The 19,695-nt window shown below is 61.7% G+C and carries 16 protein-coding genes; 11 read left to right on the forward strand and 5 right to left on the reverse strand.

The window, feature by feature from the left end; genetic code table 11:
• Positions 1-184 precede the first annotated feature (184 nt).
• A complete protein-coding gene (locus RTQ46_RS14855; RefSeq protein WP_409518340.1) occupies positions 185-745 on the reverse strand; it encodes an acyloxyacyl hydrolase in 561 nt (186 codons plus the stop codon).
• A gap of 117 nt (positions 746-862) precedes the next feature.
• Between RTQ46_RS14855 and RTQ46_RS14860 the strand changes: the two genes are divergently transcribed.
• Positions 863-1,747: an NAD(P)-dependent oxidoreductase gene (locus RTQ46_RS14860; protein ID WP_312437802.1), complete on the forward strand. Its 885-nt coding sequence runs from the start codon at positions 863-865 to the stop codon at positions 1,745-1,747.
• On the opposite strand, the gene RTQ46_RS14865 is transcribed toward RTQ46_RS14860, so the two are convergent.
• On the reverse strand, positions 1,744-2,937 hold the full coding sequence (locus RTQ46_RS14865; RefSeq protein ID WP_312437711.1) for a M20 aminoacylase family protein: 1,194 nt from the start codon (positions 2,935-2,937) through the stop codon (positions 1,744-1,746). The genes RTQ46_RS14860 and RTQ46_RS14865 overlap by 4 nt on opposite strands.
• A gap of 208 nt (positions 2,938-3,145) precedes the next feature.
• On the opposite strand from RTQ46_RS14865, the gene RTQ46_RS14870 reads away from it, so the two are divergent.
• The 4 genes from RTQ46_RS14870 to RTQ46_RS14885 all read left to right on the forward strand — a co-directional run bounded on the left by RTQ46_RS14870 (position 3,146) and on the right by RTQ46_RS14885 (position 9,974).
• A complete protein-coding gene (locus RTQ46_RS14870) occupies positions 3,146-5,221 on the forward strand; it encodes a molybdopterin oxidoreductase family protein (RefSeq protein ID WP_312437713.1) in 2,076 nt (691 codons plus the stop codon).
• Position 5,222: 1 nt separating this feature from the next.
• On the forward strand, positions 5,223-6,269 hold the full coding sequence (locus tag RTQ46_RS14875) for an aminopeptidase (RefSeq protein WP_312437714.1): 1,047 nt from the start codon (positions 5,223-5,225) through the stop codon (positions 6,267-6,269).
• 280 nt (positions 6,270-6,549) lie between these two features.
• Positions 6,550-8,232 (forward strand): long-chain fatty acid--CoA ligase, encoded by a 1,683-nt coding sequence (locus RTQ46_RS14880; protein ID WP_312437715.1) that lies wholly within the window; start codon positions 6,550-6,552, stop codon positions 8,230-8,232.
• Between the two features lie 59 nt (positions 8,233-8,291).
• Positions 8,292-9,974 (forward strand): long-chain fatty acid--CoA ligase, encoded by a 1,683-nt coding sequence (locus tag RTQ46_RS14885; protein ID WP_312437716.1) that lies wholly within the window; start codon positions 8,292-8,294, stop codon positions 9,972-9,974.
• Here RTQ46_RS14885 and RTQ46_RS14890 read toward each other — a convergent pair.
• Entirely contained in the window at positions 9,971-11,137 is a 1,167-nt protein-coding gene (locus RTQ46_RS14890) for an acyltransferase family protein (RefSeq protein ID WP_312437718.1), read from the reverse strand. The two genes, RTQ46_RS14885 and RTQ46_RS14890, sit on opposite strands and share 4 nt — an antisense overlap.
• A 157-nt stretch (positions 11,138-11,294) precedes the next feature.
• Between RTQ46_RS14890 and RTQ46_RS14895 the strand changes: the two genes are divergently transcribed.
• Positions 11,295-12,167, forward strand: a complete 873-nt coding sequence (locus RTQ46_RS14895) for a LytTR family DNA-binding domain-containing protein (protein WP_312437720.1) — start codon at positions 11,295-11,297, stop codon at positions 12,165-12,167.
• On the opposite strand, the gene RTQ46_RS14900 is transcribed toward RTQ46_RS14895, so the two are convergent.
• Together RTQ46_RS14900 and RTQ46_RS14905 are read right to left on the reverse strand one after the other, a co-directional pair.
• A complete protein-coding gene (locus RTQ46_RS14900; protein ID WP_312437721.1) occupies positions 12,168-13,760 on the reverse strand; it encodes an alkaline phosphatase D family protein in 1,593 nt (530 codons plus the stop codon).
• 8 nt (positions 13,761-13,768) lie between these two features.
• Positions 13,769-14,209 carry an acyl-CoA thioesterase gene (locus RTQ46_RS14905; RefSeq protein ID WP_312437723.1) on the reverse strand — a complete coding sequence of 147 codons (441 nt, stop codon included), beginning with the start codon at positions 14,207-14,209 and terminating at the stop codon, positions 13,769-13,771.
• A 61-nt stretch (positions 14,210-14,270) separates the two neighbouring features.
• On the opposite strand from RTQ46_RS14905, the gene RTQ46_RS14910 reads away from it, so the two are divergent.
• From RTQ46_RS14910 to RTQ46_RS14930, 5 genes are all read left to right on the forward strand, one after another.
• On the forward strand, positions 14,271-16,133 hold the full coding sequence (locus RTQ46_RS14910) for an ABC transporter ATP-binding protein/permease (protein ID WP_312437724.1): 1,863 nt from the start codon (positions 14,271-14,273) through the stop codon (positions 16,131-16,133).
• A gap of 205 nt (positions 16,134-16,338) precedes the next feature.
• The gene (locus tag RTQ46_RS14915; RefSeq protein WP_312437726.1) at positions 16,339-17,295 is read left to right on the forward strand and encodes an amino acid ABC transporter substrate-binding protein; all 957 of its coding nucleotides are present in this window, start codon (positions 16,339-16,341) and stop codon (positions 17,293-17,295) included.
• Between the two features lie 100 nt (positions 17,296-17,395).
• Positions 17,396-18,145, forward strand: coding sequence for an amino acid ABC transporter permease (locus RTQ46_RS14920; protein WP_312437728.1), 750 nt, complete (start codon positions 17,396-17,398; stop codon positions 18,143-18,145).
• 1 nt (position 18,146) lies between these two features.
• Positions 18,147-18,839, forward strand: a complete 693-nt coding sequence (locus RTQ46_RS14925; RefSeq protein ID WP_312437729.1) for an ABC transporter permease subunit — start codon at positions 18,147-18,149, stop codon at positions 18,837-18,839.
• 38 nt (positions 18,840-18,877) lie between these two features.
• The gene (locus tag RTQ46_RS14930; protein ID WP_312437731.1) at positions 18,878-19,603 is read left to right on the forward strand and encodes an amino acid ABC transporter ATP-binding protein; all 726 of its coding nucleotides are present in this window, start codon (positions 18,878-18,880) and stop codon (positions 19,601-19,603) included.
• Positions 19,604-19,695: the final 92 nt, after the last annotated feature.

Genomic DNA, 19,695 nt, shown 5'->3' on the forward strand with positions numbered 1-19,695 from the left:
CTGCGGCCCTGATCCGACCTACGGTCGTGTGCGGCCGCGTCATCTGCCATTACCATCCGCGTCAACCGCTGCGCAGGTCGGATGAGCGTAACGTAATCCGACAACATGGTTAACGCATACCGCAACCAACAGACGAAAAAAAGCCCTGCGCTACGCGCAGGGCTTTGTCATTTCAGGCGGCAGATCAGAAGTGGTAAGCCACTTTGACCACGCCGTAGTTGACGCCGCTGTTCGGCTTCTTGTAGCCGCCGTTCGAGAAGTGCTGGATCTTGGCGCTGACTTCCCAGTTGTTGTCGAACACATAGCCGATACCGGCGTGGTCGCCAAACTGGAAGTGGGTCGACAGGCGGTCGTCGTCGTTGTTGTACAGCTTCGACAGCATGTGTACGCCAATGCCGGCTTCTGCGTAGAAGCCGCGCTTGCTTGTGTTTTCAAAGCGGAACACTGGCGTCAGGCCCAGGTCCCACAGCTTCTGATGCTGGCCAGGGACGTTGCGATAGCTCTTGCCATCCCAGCCGCCGATGCTGGCATCCCAGTAACCGCTCAGTTGGGTACCGTTCGAGACGAACCAGGCTTTGTCCCAGTTCGAGGTTACGCCGGCGCGCACCATCTGGATTTTCACGCCCTTGGCGTATTCGCCATAGACGGAGTCGATCAGTTTGTCGTCAGCGGCAAAGCTGGAGCTGGCGGCCATCAGCGCGGCAGCGGCCGCGGCAAGGGTAAGGAGATTCTTCTTGAAGAACATAGAGGCTTTCATCGTAAAATTGGCCGTGAGGCTGTTGTCTTGGTTGCACAGGCATGCGTTGCTGCCGCCATTCTCGCCACTCGATATTCAGGGGTTCAATTGACATTCTCTACAAAAATCGCATTTCTCGGTACTGGCCTGATGGGGGATCCAATGGTCCGGCGCCTGCTGCAGGCTGGTTATTCTGTCACAGTTTGGAATCGCACGCACAGCAAGGCCCAGGTATTGAGCGCGGCAGGGGCCAGGGCGGTCGCATCGCTGAGCGAAGCCGTTGCCGATGCACAGGTGGTGATCTCGATGCTGGAAGCGGGGCCGATCGTGGCGCAGGTGCTGCACGACGCCTTGACGTCCCTGCCATCGGGCACCTTGTGGGTCGACATGAGTTCGACGAAACAATCGGAAGCGCAGCAGTTTCATGTGACGCTGCAAGACGCCGGCCATGGCTTTGTCGACGCGCCTGTCTCGGGCGGCGTCGGCGGCGCGCAGGGCGGTAGCCTGGCCATTATGGCGGGCGGCAACAAGGAAGATTACGCCAAGGTGGAAGAAATATTCAAGGCGATGGGCCGGCCTACTCTGGTAGGCCCGGCCGGCAGCGGCCAGGTTGCCAAGCTGTGCAATCAATTGATCGTCGGCGCCACTCTCAATATCGTGGCCGAAGCGTTGCTGCTGGCCCAAGCGGCAGGCGCCGATGCGGCCGCCGTGCGCGCGGCGATCCGGGGCGGCTTTGCCGAGAGCCGCATCCTGGAAGTGCATGGCCAGCGCATGCTGGAGCGCAATTTCGTGGCGGGCGGACAAGTCAAAAGCCAGGTGAAGGACCTGCACAATATCCTGGCGGCAGCCGAGGCGGCCCATATCACGCTGCCGGTGACGCAGCTGGTGACGCAGCGTTATGAAACCATCGCCACCACCCATGCGACGGCCGACCACGCCGCCGCCCTGCTGGCCCTGGAAGAACTGAATCCGGGCCACCGCGTGGGAAGCGGTCCGGATAAACTCGGTTAAGCCAGCGGCAGGCTGGTCTCGGCCAGCTTGACCCAGAAGCTGGCGCCGATCGGCAGCAGGTTGTCGTTGAAGTCGTAGCTGCCGTTGTGCAGCACGCACGGGCCCAGGCCATGGCCACCGTCGCGGTGGTCGCCATCTCCGTTGCCGATAAAGATGTAGCAGCCGGCTTTTTCCTGCAGGAAGAAGGCAAAGTCTTCCGCACCCATGGTGGGCTCGACATTGTCATTGACCTTGTCGGCACCGACCACCTGTTTCATCACTTCCACGGCAAATGCGGTTTCTTTCGCATGGTTGACCAGCGGCGGATAGTTGCGCTTGAACTTGAAGTCAACCTCGGCGCCAAAGGCGGCCGCAGTATGCACGGCGATTTCGCGCATGCGTTCCTCGATCAGGTCCAGCACCGGCGTGGTAAACGTGCGCACGGTACCGACCAGGCTGGCGTCGTCGGGGATCACATTGGTGGCGCTGCCGGCATGGATCTGCGTGATCGACAGCACGGCCGTGTCGAGCGGGCTCTTGTTGCGGGTAATCACGGTCTGCCAGCTTTGCGCGATCTGCACCGCCACCATCACCGGGTCGATGCCCTTGTGCGGCTGGGCCGCATGCGCGCCCTTGCCCTTCACGGTGACATGAAATTCATTGCTCGACGCCATCATCGGGCCGGGCACCACGCTCAGGGTGCCGGCAGGGGCGCCTGGCCAGTTATGCATGCCATAGATGGCATCCATCGGAAATTGTGTAAACAGGCCGTCGGCGATCATTTCGCGCGCGCCTGCGCCGCCTTCTTCGGCCGGCTGGAAGATCACATACACGGTGCCGTCGAAGTTGCGGTTGTGCGCCAGGTGATGCGCCGCGCCCAGCAGCATGGCGGTATGGCCGTCATGACCGCAGGCGTGCATCTTGCCCGGATGGCGCGAGGCATGCTCAAACGTATTGACTTCCTGCATTGGCAGCGCATCCATGTCGGCGCGGATGCCGATCGCGCGCTTGGAGGTGCCGTTCCGGATGATGCCGACCACGCCGGTACGGCCCAGGCCGCGCACGACGGGAATGCCCCATTCGGTCAGCTTGGCGGCAACGACGTCGGAGGTGCGCTGTTCTTCGTAGCACAGTTCGGGATGGGCGTGCAGGTCGCGGCGGATACGTCGCAGTTCGGATTGAAACGCCAAGATGGGTTCAACTAGTTTCATCGTATTCTCCTGTAGATGCAGGCGCGCATCAGTGTAGGGCACGCCAGGCCTGGCATGTTTGATCGAAAACATGTGCGGGATAGGTTCATTGTAGCCGGTGTCCCGCTGGGAAATCCAGCGCACAGCTTGCCAGCGGAGCGATGGCTGGCTGACACGGGCGCGATGGTTTACAGTATCGTCTTTCCCCGACGCTTTTCTGGACTGCACCATGACCACCACACAAGTGCGCGCGACCTGCCCGCTCGACTGCCCTGATACCTGCGCCTTGCTGGTGACGGTCACTGACGGGGTAGCCACCGCTGTCAAGGGCGATCCCGATCATCCGACCACGGCTGGCGTGCTGTGCACCAAGGTGTCGCGCTTTACCGAGCGCACCTATCATGCGGACCGCCTGCTCCATCCGCTGCGCCGCGTGGGCAAGAAGGGCGAAGGCAAGTTCGAGCGCATCAGCTGGGACGAGGCGCTCGATCTCATCGCCGCCCGGTTGACACCGATTGCGGCGCGCAATCCACAGGCGATTTTGCCGTACAGCTATTGCGGCACCATGGGCCTGGTGCAGGGCGAATCGATGTCGTCGCGCTTTTTCAACCAGCTGGGAGCGTCCCTGCTCGACCGCACCATCTGCGCCTCGGCTGGCGCCACCGGCTACCGCTACACGGTGGGCGCCAGCATCGGCACCGACATGGAACAGTTCCAGAATGCCAAGCTGATCATTATCTGGGGCGGCAATCCGATCGCCTCCAACCTGCATTTCTGGATGCGGGCGCAGGAAGCCAAGCGCAATGGCGCCACCCTGATCGCGATCGACCCGTACCGCTCGCTGACGGCCGAGAAATGCCACCAGCATATCGCCCTGCTGCCCGGCACCGATGCGGCGCTGGCACTGGGGCTGATGCAGGTGCTGATTGCGGAAGACCTGGTCGACCACGACTATATCGCGCAATACACGCTGGGCTACGAAGCGCTGAAACAGCGCGCGGCCGAATGGACACCGGAGCGTACGGCCGAAGTGTGCGGCATCAGCGTGACCGAAGTGGTCGAGCTGGCGCGGCTGTATGGCCAGGCCTGCCGCAGCGGCGAGGGCGCCGCGATCCGCGCCAACTACGGCGTGCAGCGCGTGCGCGGCGGCGGCATGGCGGTGCGCAATATCGCCTGTCTGCCGGCCCTGACAGGCGCCTGGCGCCATGCGGCCGGCGGCATGCAGCTGTCGAGCTCGGGATCGTTTCCTGTCAACCGCAAGGCACTGCAGCGGCCCGATCTGATGAAGGGCATGCCGCGCACCATCAACATGAGCACCATCGGCGACGATCTGCTCAAACCAGGCTCGGCCGAATTCGGCCCGCAGGTGGAAGCGGTGATCGTCTACAACTCGAACCCGCTGGCGGTGGCGCCGGATTCATCGAAAGTGGAGCAGGGCTTTGCGCGCGAGGACCTGTTTACAGTCGTGCTGGAACACTTCCAGACCGACACGGTCGACTATGCCGACATCGTGCTGCCGGCCACCACCCAGCTTGAACATGTCGATGCGCACTCCACCTATGGCCACCTGTACATGATGGCCAATAACGCCGCCGTGGCGCCGCTGGGCGAAGCCAAGGCCAATACGGAAATCTTCCGCCTGCTGGCGCAGCGCATGGGCTTTGATGATCCATGCTTCCGGGACAGCGACGATGCGCTGGCGGCGCAAGCGTTCGACGCCACCGACGCGCGCGCCGTGCATTTCGACTGGGAATCGCTGAAACGGACGGGCTGGCAAAAGCTCAGCATGCCTGACGCGCCGTTTGCCCAGGGCGGCTTCCCGACGCCCTCGGGCAAATGCGAGTTCTATTCGCAGGCCATGCTCGACGCCGGGCTCGACCCGTTGCCCACCTATATTGCGCCGTACGAATCACCGGCCAGCAATCCGGAGCTGGCGGCGCGGTATCCGCTGGCGATGATTTCGCCACCGGCGCGCAACTTTTTGAACTCCACTTTTGTCAACGTGAAAAGCCTGCGCGCGGCCGAAGGCGAGCCGCACCTCGATATCCATCCGGACGATTGCGCCGCACGTGGCATCGTGGCCGGCGACATGGTGCGCATCTTTAATGACCGCGGCAGCTTTGTGGCCAAGGCGCGCGTGACGGACAAGGCGCGGCGCGGCCTGGTGGTGGGCCTGTCGGTGTGGTGGAAAAAACTGGCCAGCGACGGCAAGAACGCCAATGAAGTGACCAGCCAGCGCCTGACCGACATGGGCCGCGCGCCGACCTTCTACGATACGCTGGTCGAAGTGGAAAAGGCCGCCTGACATGCGGCGCATGCCCGCCACCGTGGTGCTGGGCATGCTGTGCCTGCTGGGCGGCTGCACCCAGCTGCGCTATTACACGCAGGCGGCGCAGGGACAATATTCGCTGTGGTCGGCCGCGCGCCCGGTCGATGACTGGCTGAGTGACCCGGTCACCGAGCCACGTCTGAAAGCGCGCCTGAACAAGGCACAGCAGATCCGCCGTTTTGCCGTCAGCGAGCTGGGTCTGCCCGACAATGGCAGTTACAAGCGGTATGCGGCGCTGCCGCGTCCGTTCGTGCTGTGGAACGTGGTGGCCACGCCGGAATTGTCGCTGCAGCCTTTGCAATGGTGTTTCCCGATTGCCGGCTGCGTCACCTACCGCGGCTATTACAGCAAGGACGAGGCGCAGGCCTATGCCGATACCTTGCGCGCCCAGCGCTACGATGTGCAGGTGGGCGGTGTGCCGGCCTATTCGACGCTGGGCTGGTTCGACGATCCGCTGCTGTCGACTTTTATCAACTATAACGATGCCGAACTGGCGCGCATGATCTTCCATGAGCTGGCGCATCAGGTGGTGTATGTGCCCGGCGACTCGGCTTTCAACGAATCGTTTGCCGTTGCCGTGGAAGAGGCCGGCGTACAGCGCTGGCTGGCGCACGATGGCAACGAGGCGATGCAAGCCGCTTATTTGCAATATACGGGCCGGCGCCAGGATTTCCTGGCCCTGCTGCGCAAATACCGGACGCAGCTGGAGGTGCTGTATGCGAGCGATGCGCCGGACGCGGACAAGCGCGTGCGCAAGGCGCTGGTGTTTGCCGCCTTGCAGAATGAGTACCAGGTACTGAAGCAGCAATGGGGGGGCTATGCCGGTTATGACCGCTGGTTCGAGCAGCCGTTAAGCAATGCCCACTTCGCTTCAGTGGCCACCTACAATGAATTTTTGCCGGCCTTCAAAAAATTGCTGGAAGAAAAAAAGAACTTTCGTGCTTTTTATGCTGCAGTGCACACAATGTCCCGGCTGGATTCGCCTGAGCGCCGCCGCCGCCTGCAGCAATTAGCCAGCCCCTGACCCGTAAAGATTGTCAGCTTCACCAAGCCCTCTGTTCCTGCAACGCCGTATTTTGTATGCTGCATTGCAGCACAAAATGCCCCTGGAGTTCCTGTTCTAAACCTGCTGAAAGCGCTTGCATGGAAGCGCCGCGCCCGATAGCATCGCGTTAGTAGCATGGAGCAATTGCTCGCCAGAATGCTCAATATGACTGCAGGACACGAGAATCCGCAGCAGTAATCAGCACCGGCCAGGTCACCCCGCCGGCTCCCCCGTGATTATTCGAGACAAGAGGCACAGCATGGAAAAAATTTGGCTGCAGTCGTATCCGCCCGGCGTACCCGCCGACATCGATCCCGATCAATACCGGTCGCTGGTGCACTTGCTCGAAGAAGCGTTTACAAAATATGCGGATCGCAATGCCTATGTCTGCATGGACAAATTTCTCACCTATGCCGAACTCGACACGTATTCGCGGCAGCTGGGTGCCTTTCTGCAAAGCCGTGGTCTCAAAAAGGGCGCGCGCGTGGCGCTGATGATGCCCAATGTGCTGCAATATCCGATCGCGATCGCGGCCGTGCTGCGCGCCGGCTATACGGTGGTCAATGTCAATCCGCTGTATACGCCGCGCGAACTGGAACACCAGCTCAACGATTCGGGCAGCGAGGCCATCATCGTGCTGGAAAACTTTGCCCATACACTGGAGCAGGTGCTGAGCAAGACGGCCGTCAAGCACATCATCGTTGCCAGCATGGGCGAGATGCTGGGCGGCCTGAAGGGCGCCATCGTCAATTTCGTGGTGCGCAACGTCAAGAAACTGGTGCCGGCGTTTTCGCTGCCGAACGCGATGCGCTTCAAGAGCGCCCTGTCGCACGGCAGCCGCATGAAACTGACGCCGGTCGAGCTGCATATCAACGAGCCGGCTTTCCTGCAATATACGGGCGGCACCACGGGCGTGTCGAAAGGCGCGACGCTCAGCCACCGCAACGTGATCGCCAATGTGCTGCAGAGCGAAGCGTGGTCGTCGGCCGCACTCGATCCGGCCAACCAGGAACAGATGATCATCGTCTGCGCCTTGCCGCTGTACCATATCTTTGCGCTGACGGCCTGCGCGCTGTGGGGCACGCGCGTCGGCGGCCTCAATATCCTGATACCGAATCCGCGCGATATCCCGGGTTTGATCAAGGAGCTGGGCAAGTACAAGTTCAATCTGCTGCCGGCGGTCAATACTTTATACAATGCGCTGGTGAACCACCCCGACTTTGCGCGTCTCGATTTCTCGGGTTTGAAAATCGCCAACGGCGGCGGCATGGCGGTGCAGAAATCCGTCAACGACAAGTGGCAGCAGGCGACGGGCGTGTCCATCATCGAGGGCTATGGTTTGTCGGAAACGTCGCCGGTGGCCACCTGCAACCGCGCCGACAGCACGGCGTTTTCCGGCACCATCGGCCTGCCTATACCGTCGACCGAGATCGCCATTCTCGACGACGACGGCAACGAAGTGGCGCTGGGCCAGGCCGGCGAGATCGCCATCCGCGGCCCGCAAGTAATGAGCGGCTACTGGAACCGCCCCGACGAGACGGCCAAGGTGATGACGGCCGACGGCTACTTCAAGTCCGGCGACGTGGGCATCATGGACGAGCGCGGCTTTGTGAAAATTGTCGACCGCAAGAAGGACATGATCCTGGTGTCCGGCTTCAACGTATATCCGAACGAACTCGAAGGCGTGATCGCGGCCCATCCGGGCGTGCTCGAATGCGCGTGCGTGGGCGTGCCGGACGAGCATTCGGGCGAGGCCGTGAAAGTGTTTGTGGTGCGCAAGGATCCGAACCTGACGGTGGACGCCCTGATGGCGTACTGCAAGGAGCAATTCACGGGCTACAAGCGGCCGAAATATATCGAATTCAGGGATGAACTGCCGAAGACCAACGTCGGCAAGATTTTGCGTCGCGCGTTGCGGGACGAGCAGAAAGTGGCAGCATAGTAATGGCACGGGACGTGCCAGGAGGCGCGTCCCTTTATACAGATAAAGATGAGGCATAGATGGACAAGATTTGGTTGAAGTCATACCCGGACAGCGTTCCGCACGAGATCGATTGCACGCAATACCGCTCGGTCACGCATTTGCTGGAAGAATCGTTCCAGAAGTACGCGGACCGCAATGCGTTCGTCTGCATGGATAAATTCCTGACCTACCGCGAGCTCGACAAGCTGTCGCTGCACATGGGCGCCTGGCTGCAAGGCAAGGGCTTGTCGCCCGGCGCGCGCGTCGCCATCATGCTGCCGAACGTGCTGCAGTATCCGGTGGCGATGGCGGCGATCTTGCGCGCCGGCTATACGGTGGTGAACGTCAATCCGCTGTACACGCCGCGTGAACTCGAGCACCAGCTGACCGACTCGGGCAGCGAGGCGATTATCGTGCTGGAAAATTTTGCCACCACGGTCGAGCAGGTATTGCCGCGCACCCAGGTCAAGCATGTGATCGTCGCCACCATGGGCGATTTGCTGGGCGGCCTGAAGGGCACCATCGTCAATTTCGTGGTGCGCAAGATCAAGAAAATGGTGCCGGCGTTTTCGCTGCCGGGCGCCATCGGCTTCAACAAGATGCTGGCCGAAGGCGCGCGCCTGACCTTGAAACCGGTGCAGCAGGGCCATGACGATATCGTCTTCCTGCAGTACACGGGCGGCACCACGGGCGTGTCGAAAGGCGCGATGCTGCTGCACCGTAACGTGATCGCCAATGTGCTGCAAAACGAGGCATGGATGGCGCCGGTAATGACCAAAGAGATGCGCGCCACCTCGATGGGCTTCGTGTGCGCCTTGCCGCTGTATCACATCTATTCGCTGACGGTCAGCGCGCTGATGGGCATGCGCCTGGGCGGCCTGAACGTGCTGGTGCCGAACCCGCGCGATATTCCCGGTTTCGTGAAGGAACTGGCCAAGTACAAGATCGTCGTGTTCCCGGCCGTTAATACCTTGTACAACGCCTTGCTCAACAATGCCGACTTTGCCAAGCTCGATTTCTCCAGCTACAAGGTGTGTAACGGCGGCGGCATGGCGCTGCAGCGCAACGTGGCCGAGCGCTGGCTGAAAGTGACTGGCTGCCCGCTGATCGAAGGCTATGGCATGTCGGAGACCTCGCCGGTGGTGACCGGCAACCGCGTCGATATCACCGAATTTACGGGCACTATCGGCATGCCGATTCCGTCGACCGACGTGGCCATCATCGACGACGATGGCGTGGAAGTGCCGCTGGGCCAGCCGGGCGAAATCGCCGTGAAAGGCCCGCAAGTGATGGCCGGCTACTGGCAGCGTCCCGATGAAACCGCCAAGTCGATGACGGCCGACGGCTACTTCAAGACGGGCGACGTGGGCATCATGGACGAGCGCGGCTATGTGCGCATCGTCGACCGCAAGAAGGACATGATCATCGTCTCGGGCTTCAATGTGTATCCGAACGAGGTGGAGGACGTGGTCGCCTCGTGCCCTGGCGTGCTGGAATGCGCCTGCATCGGTGTGCCGGACGGTAATTCGGGCGAAGCCGTGAAGGTGTTTGTGGTACGCAAGGATCCGAACCTGACAGTGGAACAGATCCGCGAGCACTGCAAGCATGAACTGACGGCGTATAAAAAGCCGAAATACATCGAGTTCCGCGATGAATTGCCGAAGACGAATGTGGGCAAGATCCTGCGCCGTCAGTTGCGCGATGAGAAAAAGGTGGCCTAAGCTGCCGACATGGCTGCGCCCGCCGCCAGATTTGGCCTGGCGGGCAGGCCGAAGCACGGGCGCAGCCAGTTCACCTTGCTGATCACCAGCGAGGTCAGGCCCCAGCAGATCGCCACCGTGCCCGCCAGGATCAGCACGGGTTCGCGCACCGGGCCGAGCTTCAGCGGCACCAGCCAGTAGGCCAGCAGCACGATCGCGCTCTGGTGCAGGATGTACCAGGGGTAGACGGCCTGCCGGCCCCATGCCAGCCAGGCAAACGGGCGGTTCAGCAGGGTGTGCGACCAGCCGAGTATGGCGCAGATGGCCAGCCACATGTACAGGTTGCGCATCGGCCAGGAGCCGGTCGAGGCCCAGGTCAGCAGGTTTTCCGAATAGATCAAGTCAAACCCGATATACACGGCAAACGCGCACGGCGCCAGCAGCAGCGCGTGCCAGCGCAGCCGCGCCAGTTCCTGCCACAGTCCCTTGTCATTGCCCAGCCACCAGCCATACAGGTACATGGTGAAATAGATGGCGTGTGCGTACCAGTCCTTGACCAGCGCATGGGTTTCCGGATAGCGCAGCTTCAGGAAGGCGGTGGCCGCCAGCGCCGGCAGGGCAGGCAGCACCAGCAGGCGCCAGCCGCGCAGGCCGGTCAACAGCGGCCGCATCCTGGCCAGCAGCGGTTGCAGCGCCACCACCGCGACGGTGTACAGCAGCAGGTACACCAGGTACCACAGGTGATTCCAGGTAAAACTGGTCTTCCAGCCCGTAAAGGCGCCGGCCGGCCAGGCGCGGTGGCCAAAATAGTCGAGCAGGAACTGGCCATAACCGGGTGCCACCAGGCCGTTGCTGACGCCTTCGCAATATGGCTGCACGGGAATGATGACCAGCAGGCCGAAGACCAGCGGCAGCAGCAATCGCTGCATCCGGCGCCACAGGAAGGCGCCGCGCGTGGTCTGCGTCATCATGGCGCATGACACGCCGGAAATGATAAACACGATCTCCATGCGCCAGCGGTTGATGAACACCATCGGAAAATTCAGGCTCTCCGTCAGGTAGGTGCTTTTCATGTGGAAGTCGGCGCCGGCCAGGTACAGCATGGCGGTGTGGTAGACGATCAGCAGGCTGAAGACAAGAAAGCGCAGGGCGTCGATATCGTGACGGCGGGGTGCATGGGACATGGTCGTTGGCTGGTTGTGATGGGATGGTCCCAGCATAGGCAGCTGCACCGGGGCAAACCAGCAAAAAGTGACCAATGGAAGGCTGTTTGTGACCAGTGGCGGCCCCGGGACGGGCGGTGGATCGTACAATCATGCAACTCATTTCACCTCTGCCACCATGAACCTGTCTTCCACCGACTTGCTGCAACGATATCAGCGCTGGCGCCGGGTCGCCGAGCCGGGATTCTGGATCCTCCTGTATCTGCTGCAAACCTCGCTCAACTGCTGGATCAGCTGGCTGGATCGCGTGCGTACCGGCGTCGATACCGCGTTCTGGGAAGTGGCAGTGTGGGAGTGGAGCAGCAACCTGGTGCTGCTGGCGCTGGTGCCCGTGGTCATTTTCGCCAACCAGCTGCGGCCGCTGCAGCTGGTGTTCCAGCGTCGGCACCTGGGCTGGCACCTGATGGCGTCCATCGTCTACAGCCTGGTGCATGTGCTGGCGATGGTGGGCCTGCGCAAACTGGTCTACTGGACCCAGGGCGGCGACTACGATTTCGGCAACTGGTGGCGCGAACTGCCGTATGAATACATGAAGGATGTGCGTACTTACTTCTCGATTTTACTGTTCCTCGCCTTCTACCAGCTGCTGCTGCGGCGCTGGCAGGGGGAGGCGACCTTGCTGGGCGAGCCGGACCAGGGGCCGGCGGTAGAGTCGGTGGAGCAGCCCGAGCGTTTCCTGGTACGCAAACTGGGCAAGGATTTCCTGCTGCCGGCGGCGGACATCGAATGGATACAGGCCTGGGGCAATTATGTGAACCTGCATGTGCGCGGCCACGACTATCCGCTGCGCTCGACCATGGCGGCCATCGAGCGCCGGCTCGACGGCCAGCGCTTTGTGCGCGTGCACCGCAGCCATATCGTCAACCTCGATTTCGTCCAGAGCATCGTGCCGCTGGAGTCGGGTGACGCGCGTGCCATGCTGACGACCGGTGGCGAAGTGCCGGTCAGCCGGCGCTACCGTGACTCCTTGAAAAAAGTTGCGGTAGCCTGATCAGCTCTGCTGCAAGCCGGCCTTGCCGTCCCTGACGGTAAAGCTGGCCAGCGTGGCGATATTCGACGCGCTGTCGCGCACATTGTCCAGGCCCTGGAACCAGGTGGTGGTGTTATCGGGGGTAATCTGCATCAGCATATAGCCGCGCTTGTCGCTGCGTCCGTAGCGGATATGCGGATTCATCGCCACGTACTCGTCGGTGCGCGATTGCGGGCGCGAACTGGACGTGATCGAGGTGCCGCAAAACTCGGTGGCCAGCACCGGGTTGGCGCGCGAGGTGGGGCGCATGGCGTCGCGGCTCAGCTCGGTCGCATAAAACGTATGCACGTCGCCCGACAGCACCAGCGGATTGCGTGCGCCGCTGCCTTGCAGGGCGTCCAGCAGGTGCTGGCGCGCCATCGGGTAGCCGTCCCAGCCGTCGGTCCAGATGCGTTCGTCACCTGGCCGGATGATGGGGACCTGGCTCGACTGGGCCATCAGCGTCTGCTGCGCCAGGATATTCCAGCGCGCGGGCGATTTGCTCAAGCCTTGCGCCAGCCAGTTTTCCTGCGCCGCACCCAGCATGCTGCGCTCGGGTTTCAGCAAATCCGGGCAGTTGTGCGTGGTAACGGAATTCGAGCCGCCCCGGTTCGGTTTCGGGCAAGCGTGATTGGCGCGGTACTGGCGGTCGTCGAGCACGTGAAAACGCGCCAGCCGGCCCCAGTCGTAGCGCTGGTAGATGCGCATGTCGACAAAGCCGCGCCGGCCCAGCGGCAGCAGGCGCAGCGGCATATGCTCATAGAACGCCTGGTAGGCGGCCGCGCGGCGCTGCAAGAAGGTGGCGGTTAGCAGCTCGTCGCGCTCGTTGCCGTAATCGTTGGCCACTTCATGGTCATCCCAGGTGACGATCCACGGCGCCACCAGATGGGCGCCTTGCAGGTCGGCATCGCTTTTGTATTGCGCATAACGGGCGCGGTACTGCTCTAGGGTAAAGCTCTCGTCGCGCCGCACGGCCCGCTGCGGGTGCTGCAACTGATAGGCGCCCCATTCATAGATATAGTCGCCGAGAAACGCCACCAGATCGGGCGCGGCCGCGGCCAGGTGCCGGTGCGCCGCATAGCTGCCGAACTCCCAGTGCTGGCACGAGGCCACCGCCAGTTTCAGCGATGCGGGCATGGAAGAGGGTGCCGGTGCGGTGCGGGTGCGCCCGACCGGGCTGACGGCGTCGCCGAAAATGAAACGATACCAGTACCAGCGCCCGGGCGCCAGGCCTTCCACATCGACATGCACGCTGTGCGCGAGCTCCGGCGTGGCAATGGCTTGGCCCTTGGCGACGATGCGGCGAAAAGCCTCGTCGTCGGCCACTTCCCAGCGCACGCTCAGCGCCACGGCTGGCGTCGCCGATGCGTGCAGCGGGTCGTAGCTGATGCGTGTCCACAGCAGCACCGCGTCGGGCAGCGGCGAGCCGGACGCGACGCCGAGCGCAAACGGATAGCCGGCGCCATTCAGGCGCGTGGCTGCGCCGGCGCTGGAACCGGTCAGCGCGCTGCCGGCGGCCGTCAGCGCGGCGATGCGTGCAGCGCTGGCGAGAAAGATGCGGCGCTGGCTATCCATTCAGGACATTACTGAGACAGCAGCGTTTCGATCGGCGGCACCTGGCGCGGCTTGCGGTCGGAGTCGGTGGCCACATAGATCAGCGTGGCTTCCGTCACCTTCACGATGCAGGCTTGCAGGCGGTTGCGCTCGGCATAGACTTCGACGTTGACGGTGATCGAGGTATTGCCGACCTTGACGATCTCGGCGTAGAACGACAGCAGATCGCCGACAAAGACAGGGTTTTTGAAGACGAAGGAGTTGACGGCAATCGTGGCGACACGGCCGTTGGCGCGCCGCGTGGCCGGCAGCGAGCCGGCGATATCGACTTGCGCCATGATCCAGCCGCCGAACACGTCGCCATATACGTTGGCGTCCGAAGGGGCCGGCATCATGCGCAGTTCGGGCATTTTGCCGGCGGGCAGGCCGGAGGCGAGGCAGTTGTCGGGGCGTGCTGGGGAGGTGCTCATCGTTTATTCTCATGAAAGGCTACAATTGCCCCGATTGAACCATAAAAAGCCGACCTTCGCCATGCGCCGCTCCCAGACACCCCCCCCACCTCGCCCGCCCGCCGCCGCCAGCCGCAGCGATTTTGCCACCCTGAAAACACTGTTGCCGTATTTGTGGGTCTACAAATGGCGCGTCCTGCTGGCGCTGCTGTGCCTGGTAGGCGCCAAGCTGGCCAATGTCGGCGTGCCGCTGATCCTGAAAAAACTGGTCGATGCGATGACCATCACGCCGGCCCATCCGCAGGCGCTGCTGGTGTTGCCGGTCGCATTGCTGGTGGCCTACGGGCTGCTGCGCGTGTCGACCACGCTGTTTACCGAATTGCGCGAATTCCTGTTTGCCCGCGTCACGCAGCGCGCCGTGCGCACCATCGCGCTGCAGGTGTTCCGCCATCTGCATGCGCTGTCGCTGCGCTTTCACCTGAACCGCCAGACGGGCGGCATGACGCGCGATATCGAACGCGGCACGCGCAGTGTCGGCTCGCTGATTTCCTACACGCTGTTCAATATCCTGCCAACGCTGGTGGAAATTACGCTGGTGCTGGCCTACCTGGTGCTGCATTACGACATCTGGTTTACTGTCATTACCGCCGTGGCGCTGGTGTCGTATATCGCGTTTACCGTGCTGGTGACGAACTGGCGCACGCATTTCCGCCGCACCATGAACGACCTCGATTCGAAAGCCAACACGAAAGCCATCGATTCGCTGATCAACTATGAAACCGTGAAATATTTCGGCAATGAGGATTACGAGGCGCGCCGCTATGACGAGGGCCTGCAGCGCTATGAATCGGCGGCCGTCAAGTCGCAGACCTCATTGTCGCTGCTGAACACGGGCCAGTCGCTGATCATCGCCACCGCCGTCACGTTGATCCTGTGGCGCGCCACGGTCGGCGTGATCGCCGGCACCATGACCCTGGGCGACCTGGTGCTGGTCAATGCCTTCATGATCCAGCTGTATATTCCGCTCAATTTCCTCGGCGTGATCTACCGCGAGATCAAGCAGAGCCTGGCCGACATGGAGCGGCTGTTCTCGCTGCTCGACGAAAACCGCGAAATCGCCGATACGCCTGCTGCCCAGCCGCTGGCCACGCAAGGTGCCGCCGTGCGCTTCGCGCATGTGGACTTCAGCTATGAAGCCAAGCGCCAGATCCTGTTCGACGTCGATTTCGAGATCGCCGCCGGCACCACCACGGCGGTGGTCGGCCACAGCGGCTCGGGCAAGTCGACCCTGTCGCGGCTGCTGTTCCGTTTCTATGAAGTCAACGATGGCAGTATCACGATCGATGGCCAGGACTTGCGCGCCATCACCCAGGACAGCTTGCGCGCGGCGATCGGCATCGTGCCGCAGGATACCGTGCTGTTCAACGACACCATCGAATACAACATCGCCTACGGCAAGCCGGGCGCCAGCAAGGAAGCCATCGTGGCGGCGGCCAAGGCTGCCTCGATCCACGACTTTATCGAAAGCCTGCCGGACGGCTACGCGTCGATGGTGGGCGAGCGCGGGCTGAAACTGTCGGGCGGCGAAAAGCAGCGCGTGGCGATCGCGCGCACCTTGCTGAAAGACCCGGCCATCCTGATTTTCGATGAGGCGACCTCGGCGCTCGACTCGAAAGCGGAGCAGGCGATCCAGGCGCAGCTGAAAGATATCGCGAAAAACCGCACGACCCTGGTGATTGCGCACCGCCTGTCGACGGTGGCCGATGCACAGCAGATCCTGGTGCTCGATCATGGCCGCATCGTCGAGCGGGGCACCCATCCGCAGTTGCTGGCGGCGGACGGACTGTACGCGCAGATGTGGCAACGCCAGCAGGCCAGCCAGATCGACGACGATGCCGAGCGCGATGCGCAGAGCGAATTGGCGGCTCTGGAGCTGGCCAAATAAGTGCAGCGGCGGAAAACAGTAGGGAAAATGCTACAGCGATGGCACTTCGCTGGTGCGCGCCATCCCTATTCCGGTGAAACTGATGGGCAATCGAAGAAAACGGCTGGTCTGGCGCGGAAAATGAAATAAAATTCATTCAACGGTGGCGTGTGCACCCCAGTTGTTTCGTCCAGGCCCGGCCTGGTTTGTCCGCTCAGGAGAATTTATGAAATTGACCAAAATTATCGCCACGCTGCTCAGCGTCGGTGTCATCAGCAGCATGGCGCCAGTCCAGGCCCAGGAATTGACCGGCACCTTGGCCAAGATCAAAAAAGCCGGCTCCGTCACGCTCGGCGTGCGCGACGGCTCCGTGCCGTTTTCCTATCTTGACGACAAGCAGCAGTACCAGGGATACTCGATCGACCTGTGCATGAAGGTGGTCACCGCCTTGCAGAAGCATCTGGGCCTGAGCGAACTGAAAGTGGTGATGAGTCCTGTCACCTCGGCCAACCGGATTCCGCTGATGGCCAACGGTACCATCGACCTCGAATGCGGTTCGACTACCAACAACCTGGAACGCCAGCAGCAGGTCGCGTTCGCGCCGACCATGTTCGTGATTGCCAACCGCGTGCTGGCCAAGAAAAGCTCGAACATCAAGACGCTGGAAGACTTGCGTGGCAAGACCCTGGTCGCCACCGCGGGCACCTCGACCGTCAAGCAGATGACGATTTTGAACAAGGAAAAAAACCTGGGCATGAATATCGCTATTGCCAAGGATCATCCTGAATCGTTCCTGATGCTGGAAACGGGACGCGCGGTGGCCGAAGCGAATGACGACATCCTGCTCGCTTCGCAAGTGGCCAATTCGAAGAATCCGAACGACTACGAAATCACCAAGGAAGCGCTGTCGGTCGAACCGTACGGCATCATGATGCGCAAGGGCGACCCGGCCTTCAAGAAAGTGGTCGACGATGCACTGACGCGCCTGTACAAGAGCGACGACATCAACCGCATCTATGCGAAATGGTTTACCTCGAATATTCCGCCTAAAAACATCAACCTGAATTTCCCGATGCCGCCGCAACTGAAAGCGGTGTTCATGAACCCGACCGACTCCGGCGACCCGGCGGCCTATGCGGCCGTGCCGGAAGCGCAGAAGACGTCGGACAAAAAGAAAAAATAACAGCACTGCGTAGACAAACCGGGAGGCGCAAGCCTCCCGTTTCATTTGCGTCCGGGCTGCCAGCTGGCGGCCCTTTCAAGGCGGCACGGGAAGGATGAACATGAATTACAACTGGAATTGGCGCATCTTCTGGGAGACCTCTCCCGATGGCGTCGGCACGTATATGGACACGCTGTGGTCCGGGCTGACCTGGACCCTGGCCACGGCCGGCGCGGCCTGGATCATGGCATTGGCGCTGGGCCTGGTGATCGGCACCATCCGCACCCTGCCCAACAAGTATGTGGTGGCGGTGGCCAACGCGTACGTCGAACTGTTTCGCAACGTGCCGCTGCTGGTGCAGATGTTCCTGTGGTATTTCGTGATGCCGGAACTGCTGCCGGCGGAACTCGGCGCCTGGGTCAAGTCGCTGCCCAATGCGCCGTTCGTCACGGCCGTGCTGTGCCTGGGCTTCTTTACCTCTTCGCGGGTGGCGGTGCAAGTTACCACCGGCATCGAAGCGCTGCCGCGCGGACAGAAACTGGCCGGCACGGCGCTGGGCCTGACCCTGCCGCAAACCTACCGTTTCATCCTGCTGCCGATGGCCGCGCGCGTGATCATGCCGCCGCTGACCAGCGAATTCTTGAACATCATCAAGAACAGCTCGGTCGCACTGACCATCGGCCTGGTGGAACTGACGGCCAGCGCGCGCGCCATCCAGGAGTTTTCGTTCCAGGTGTTCGAGGCGTTCTCGGCCGCCACCATCATCTATATCGCCGTCAACCTGCTGGTGGTGATCCTGATGGCGCTGATCGAGAGAAAGATCCGTATCCCCGGCTTTATCGTTGCCGGTTCCAAGGCGGGAGGACACTGATATGTTCGGCAATTTCGACTTCGATGTCATCTCGCGTTCCTGGGTCTACCTGTTCCAGGTCGGCATGGTGTTTACCCTCAAGCTGACGGCGCTGGCGATGGTCGGCGGCATCGTGCTGGGTACCCTGCTGGCGCTGATGCGCCTGTCCAGCAGCCGTATTCTGTCGGGCGTGGCGTCCAGCTATGTCAACCTGATCCGCTCGATCCCGCTGGTGCTGGTGATCTTCTGGTTTTATTTTTTGGTACCGTATATCGCCGCCTGGATCATCGGCGCCGATGAACCTGTCAAGGTGGGCGCGTTTTCGTCCGCCCTGATCACCTTTATCATGTTCGAGGCGGCCTACTATTGCGAGATCATGCGCAGCGGCATACAGTCGATTCCGCGCGGCCAGGTATGGGCCGGCCAGGCGCTGGGCATGAATTACTGGCAGACCATGGCCAATATCGTGCTGCCGCAGGCCTTCCGCAACATGATCCCGGTGCTGCTGACGCAGACCATCGTGCTGTTCCAGGACGTGTCGCTGGTGTATGTGCTGTCGATCCCCGATTTCGTTGGCGCCGCCTCGAAAATCGCCCAGCGCGATGGTCGCCTGGTGGAAATGTATGTGTTCGTGGCCGTCGTGTATTTCGTGCTGTGCTACGCCTTGTCGTTCCTGGTGAAACGCCTGCAAAAGCGCGTCGCCATCATCCGTTAATCCTGGCAGCCCGGCGCTGACGCAATCAGAAAGAAAATATGATCGAACTGAAAAATGTAAGCAAATGGTATGGCCAATTCCAGGTACTGACCGACTGCAGTACCGAAGTGTCGAAAGGCGACGTGATGGTTATCTGCGGCCCGTCGGGTTCGGGCAAGTCGACCCTGATCAAGACCGTCAACGGCCTCGAACCGATACAGCAGGGACAGATTATCGTCGACAATATCGCCGTCAACGATCCGAAGACGAATCTGTCGAAACTGCGCGCGCGCATCGGCATGGTGTTCCAGAATTTCGAGCTTTTTCCGCACCTGACCATCCGCGAAAACCTGACCATCGGCCAGATCAAGGTGCTGGGCCGCAGCGCCGACGAGGCCAATGCCAAGGGCCTGAAATACCTGGACCGCGTGGGCCTGCTGTCGCAGCAGGACAAGTTCCCCGGCCAGCTGTCGGGCGGCCAGCAGCAGCGCGTGGCGATCGCCCGCGCGCTGTCGATGGACCCGATCGCCATGCTGTTCGATGAGCCGACCTCGGCGCTCGATCCGGAAATGATCAACGAAGTGCTCGACGTGATGGTGGGCCTGGCGCAGGAAGGCATGACGATGATGGTCGTCACGCACGAGATGGGCTTCGCCAAGCGCGTGGCCAACCGCATCGTCTTCATGGACCAGGGCAAGATCATCGAAGACTGCAGCAAGGACGAATTCTTTACCACCACGCGCTCGGACCGCGCGCGCGATTTCCTGGCGAAAATCATTCACTAAGTTTTTGCTTTTCCCATGAGAAATGGCCGGCCTCCACCGGCCGTTTTTGCGTTGGCGGCAGGCCTGCACCCGCTTTGCCTCGGGCCGCCAGG

Source organism: Janthinobacterium sp. (assembly GCF_031995485.1).
GTDB lineage: Bacteria > Pseudomonadota > Gammaproteobacteria > Burkholderiales > Burkholderiaceae_D > Janthinobacterium.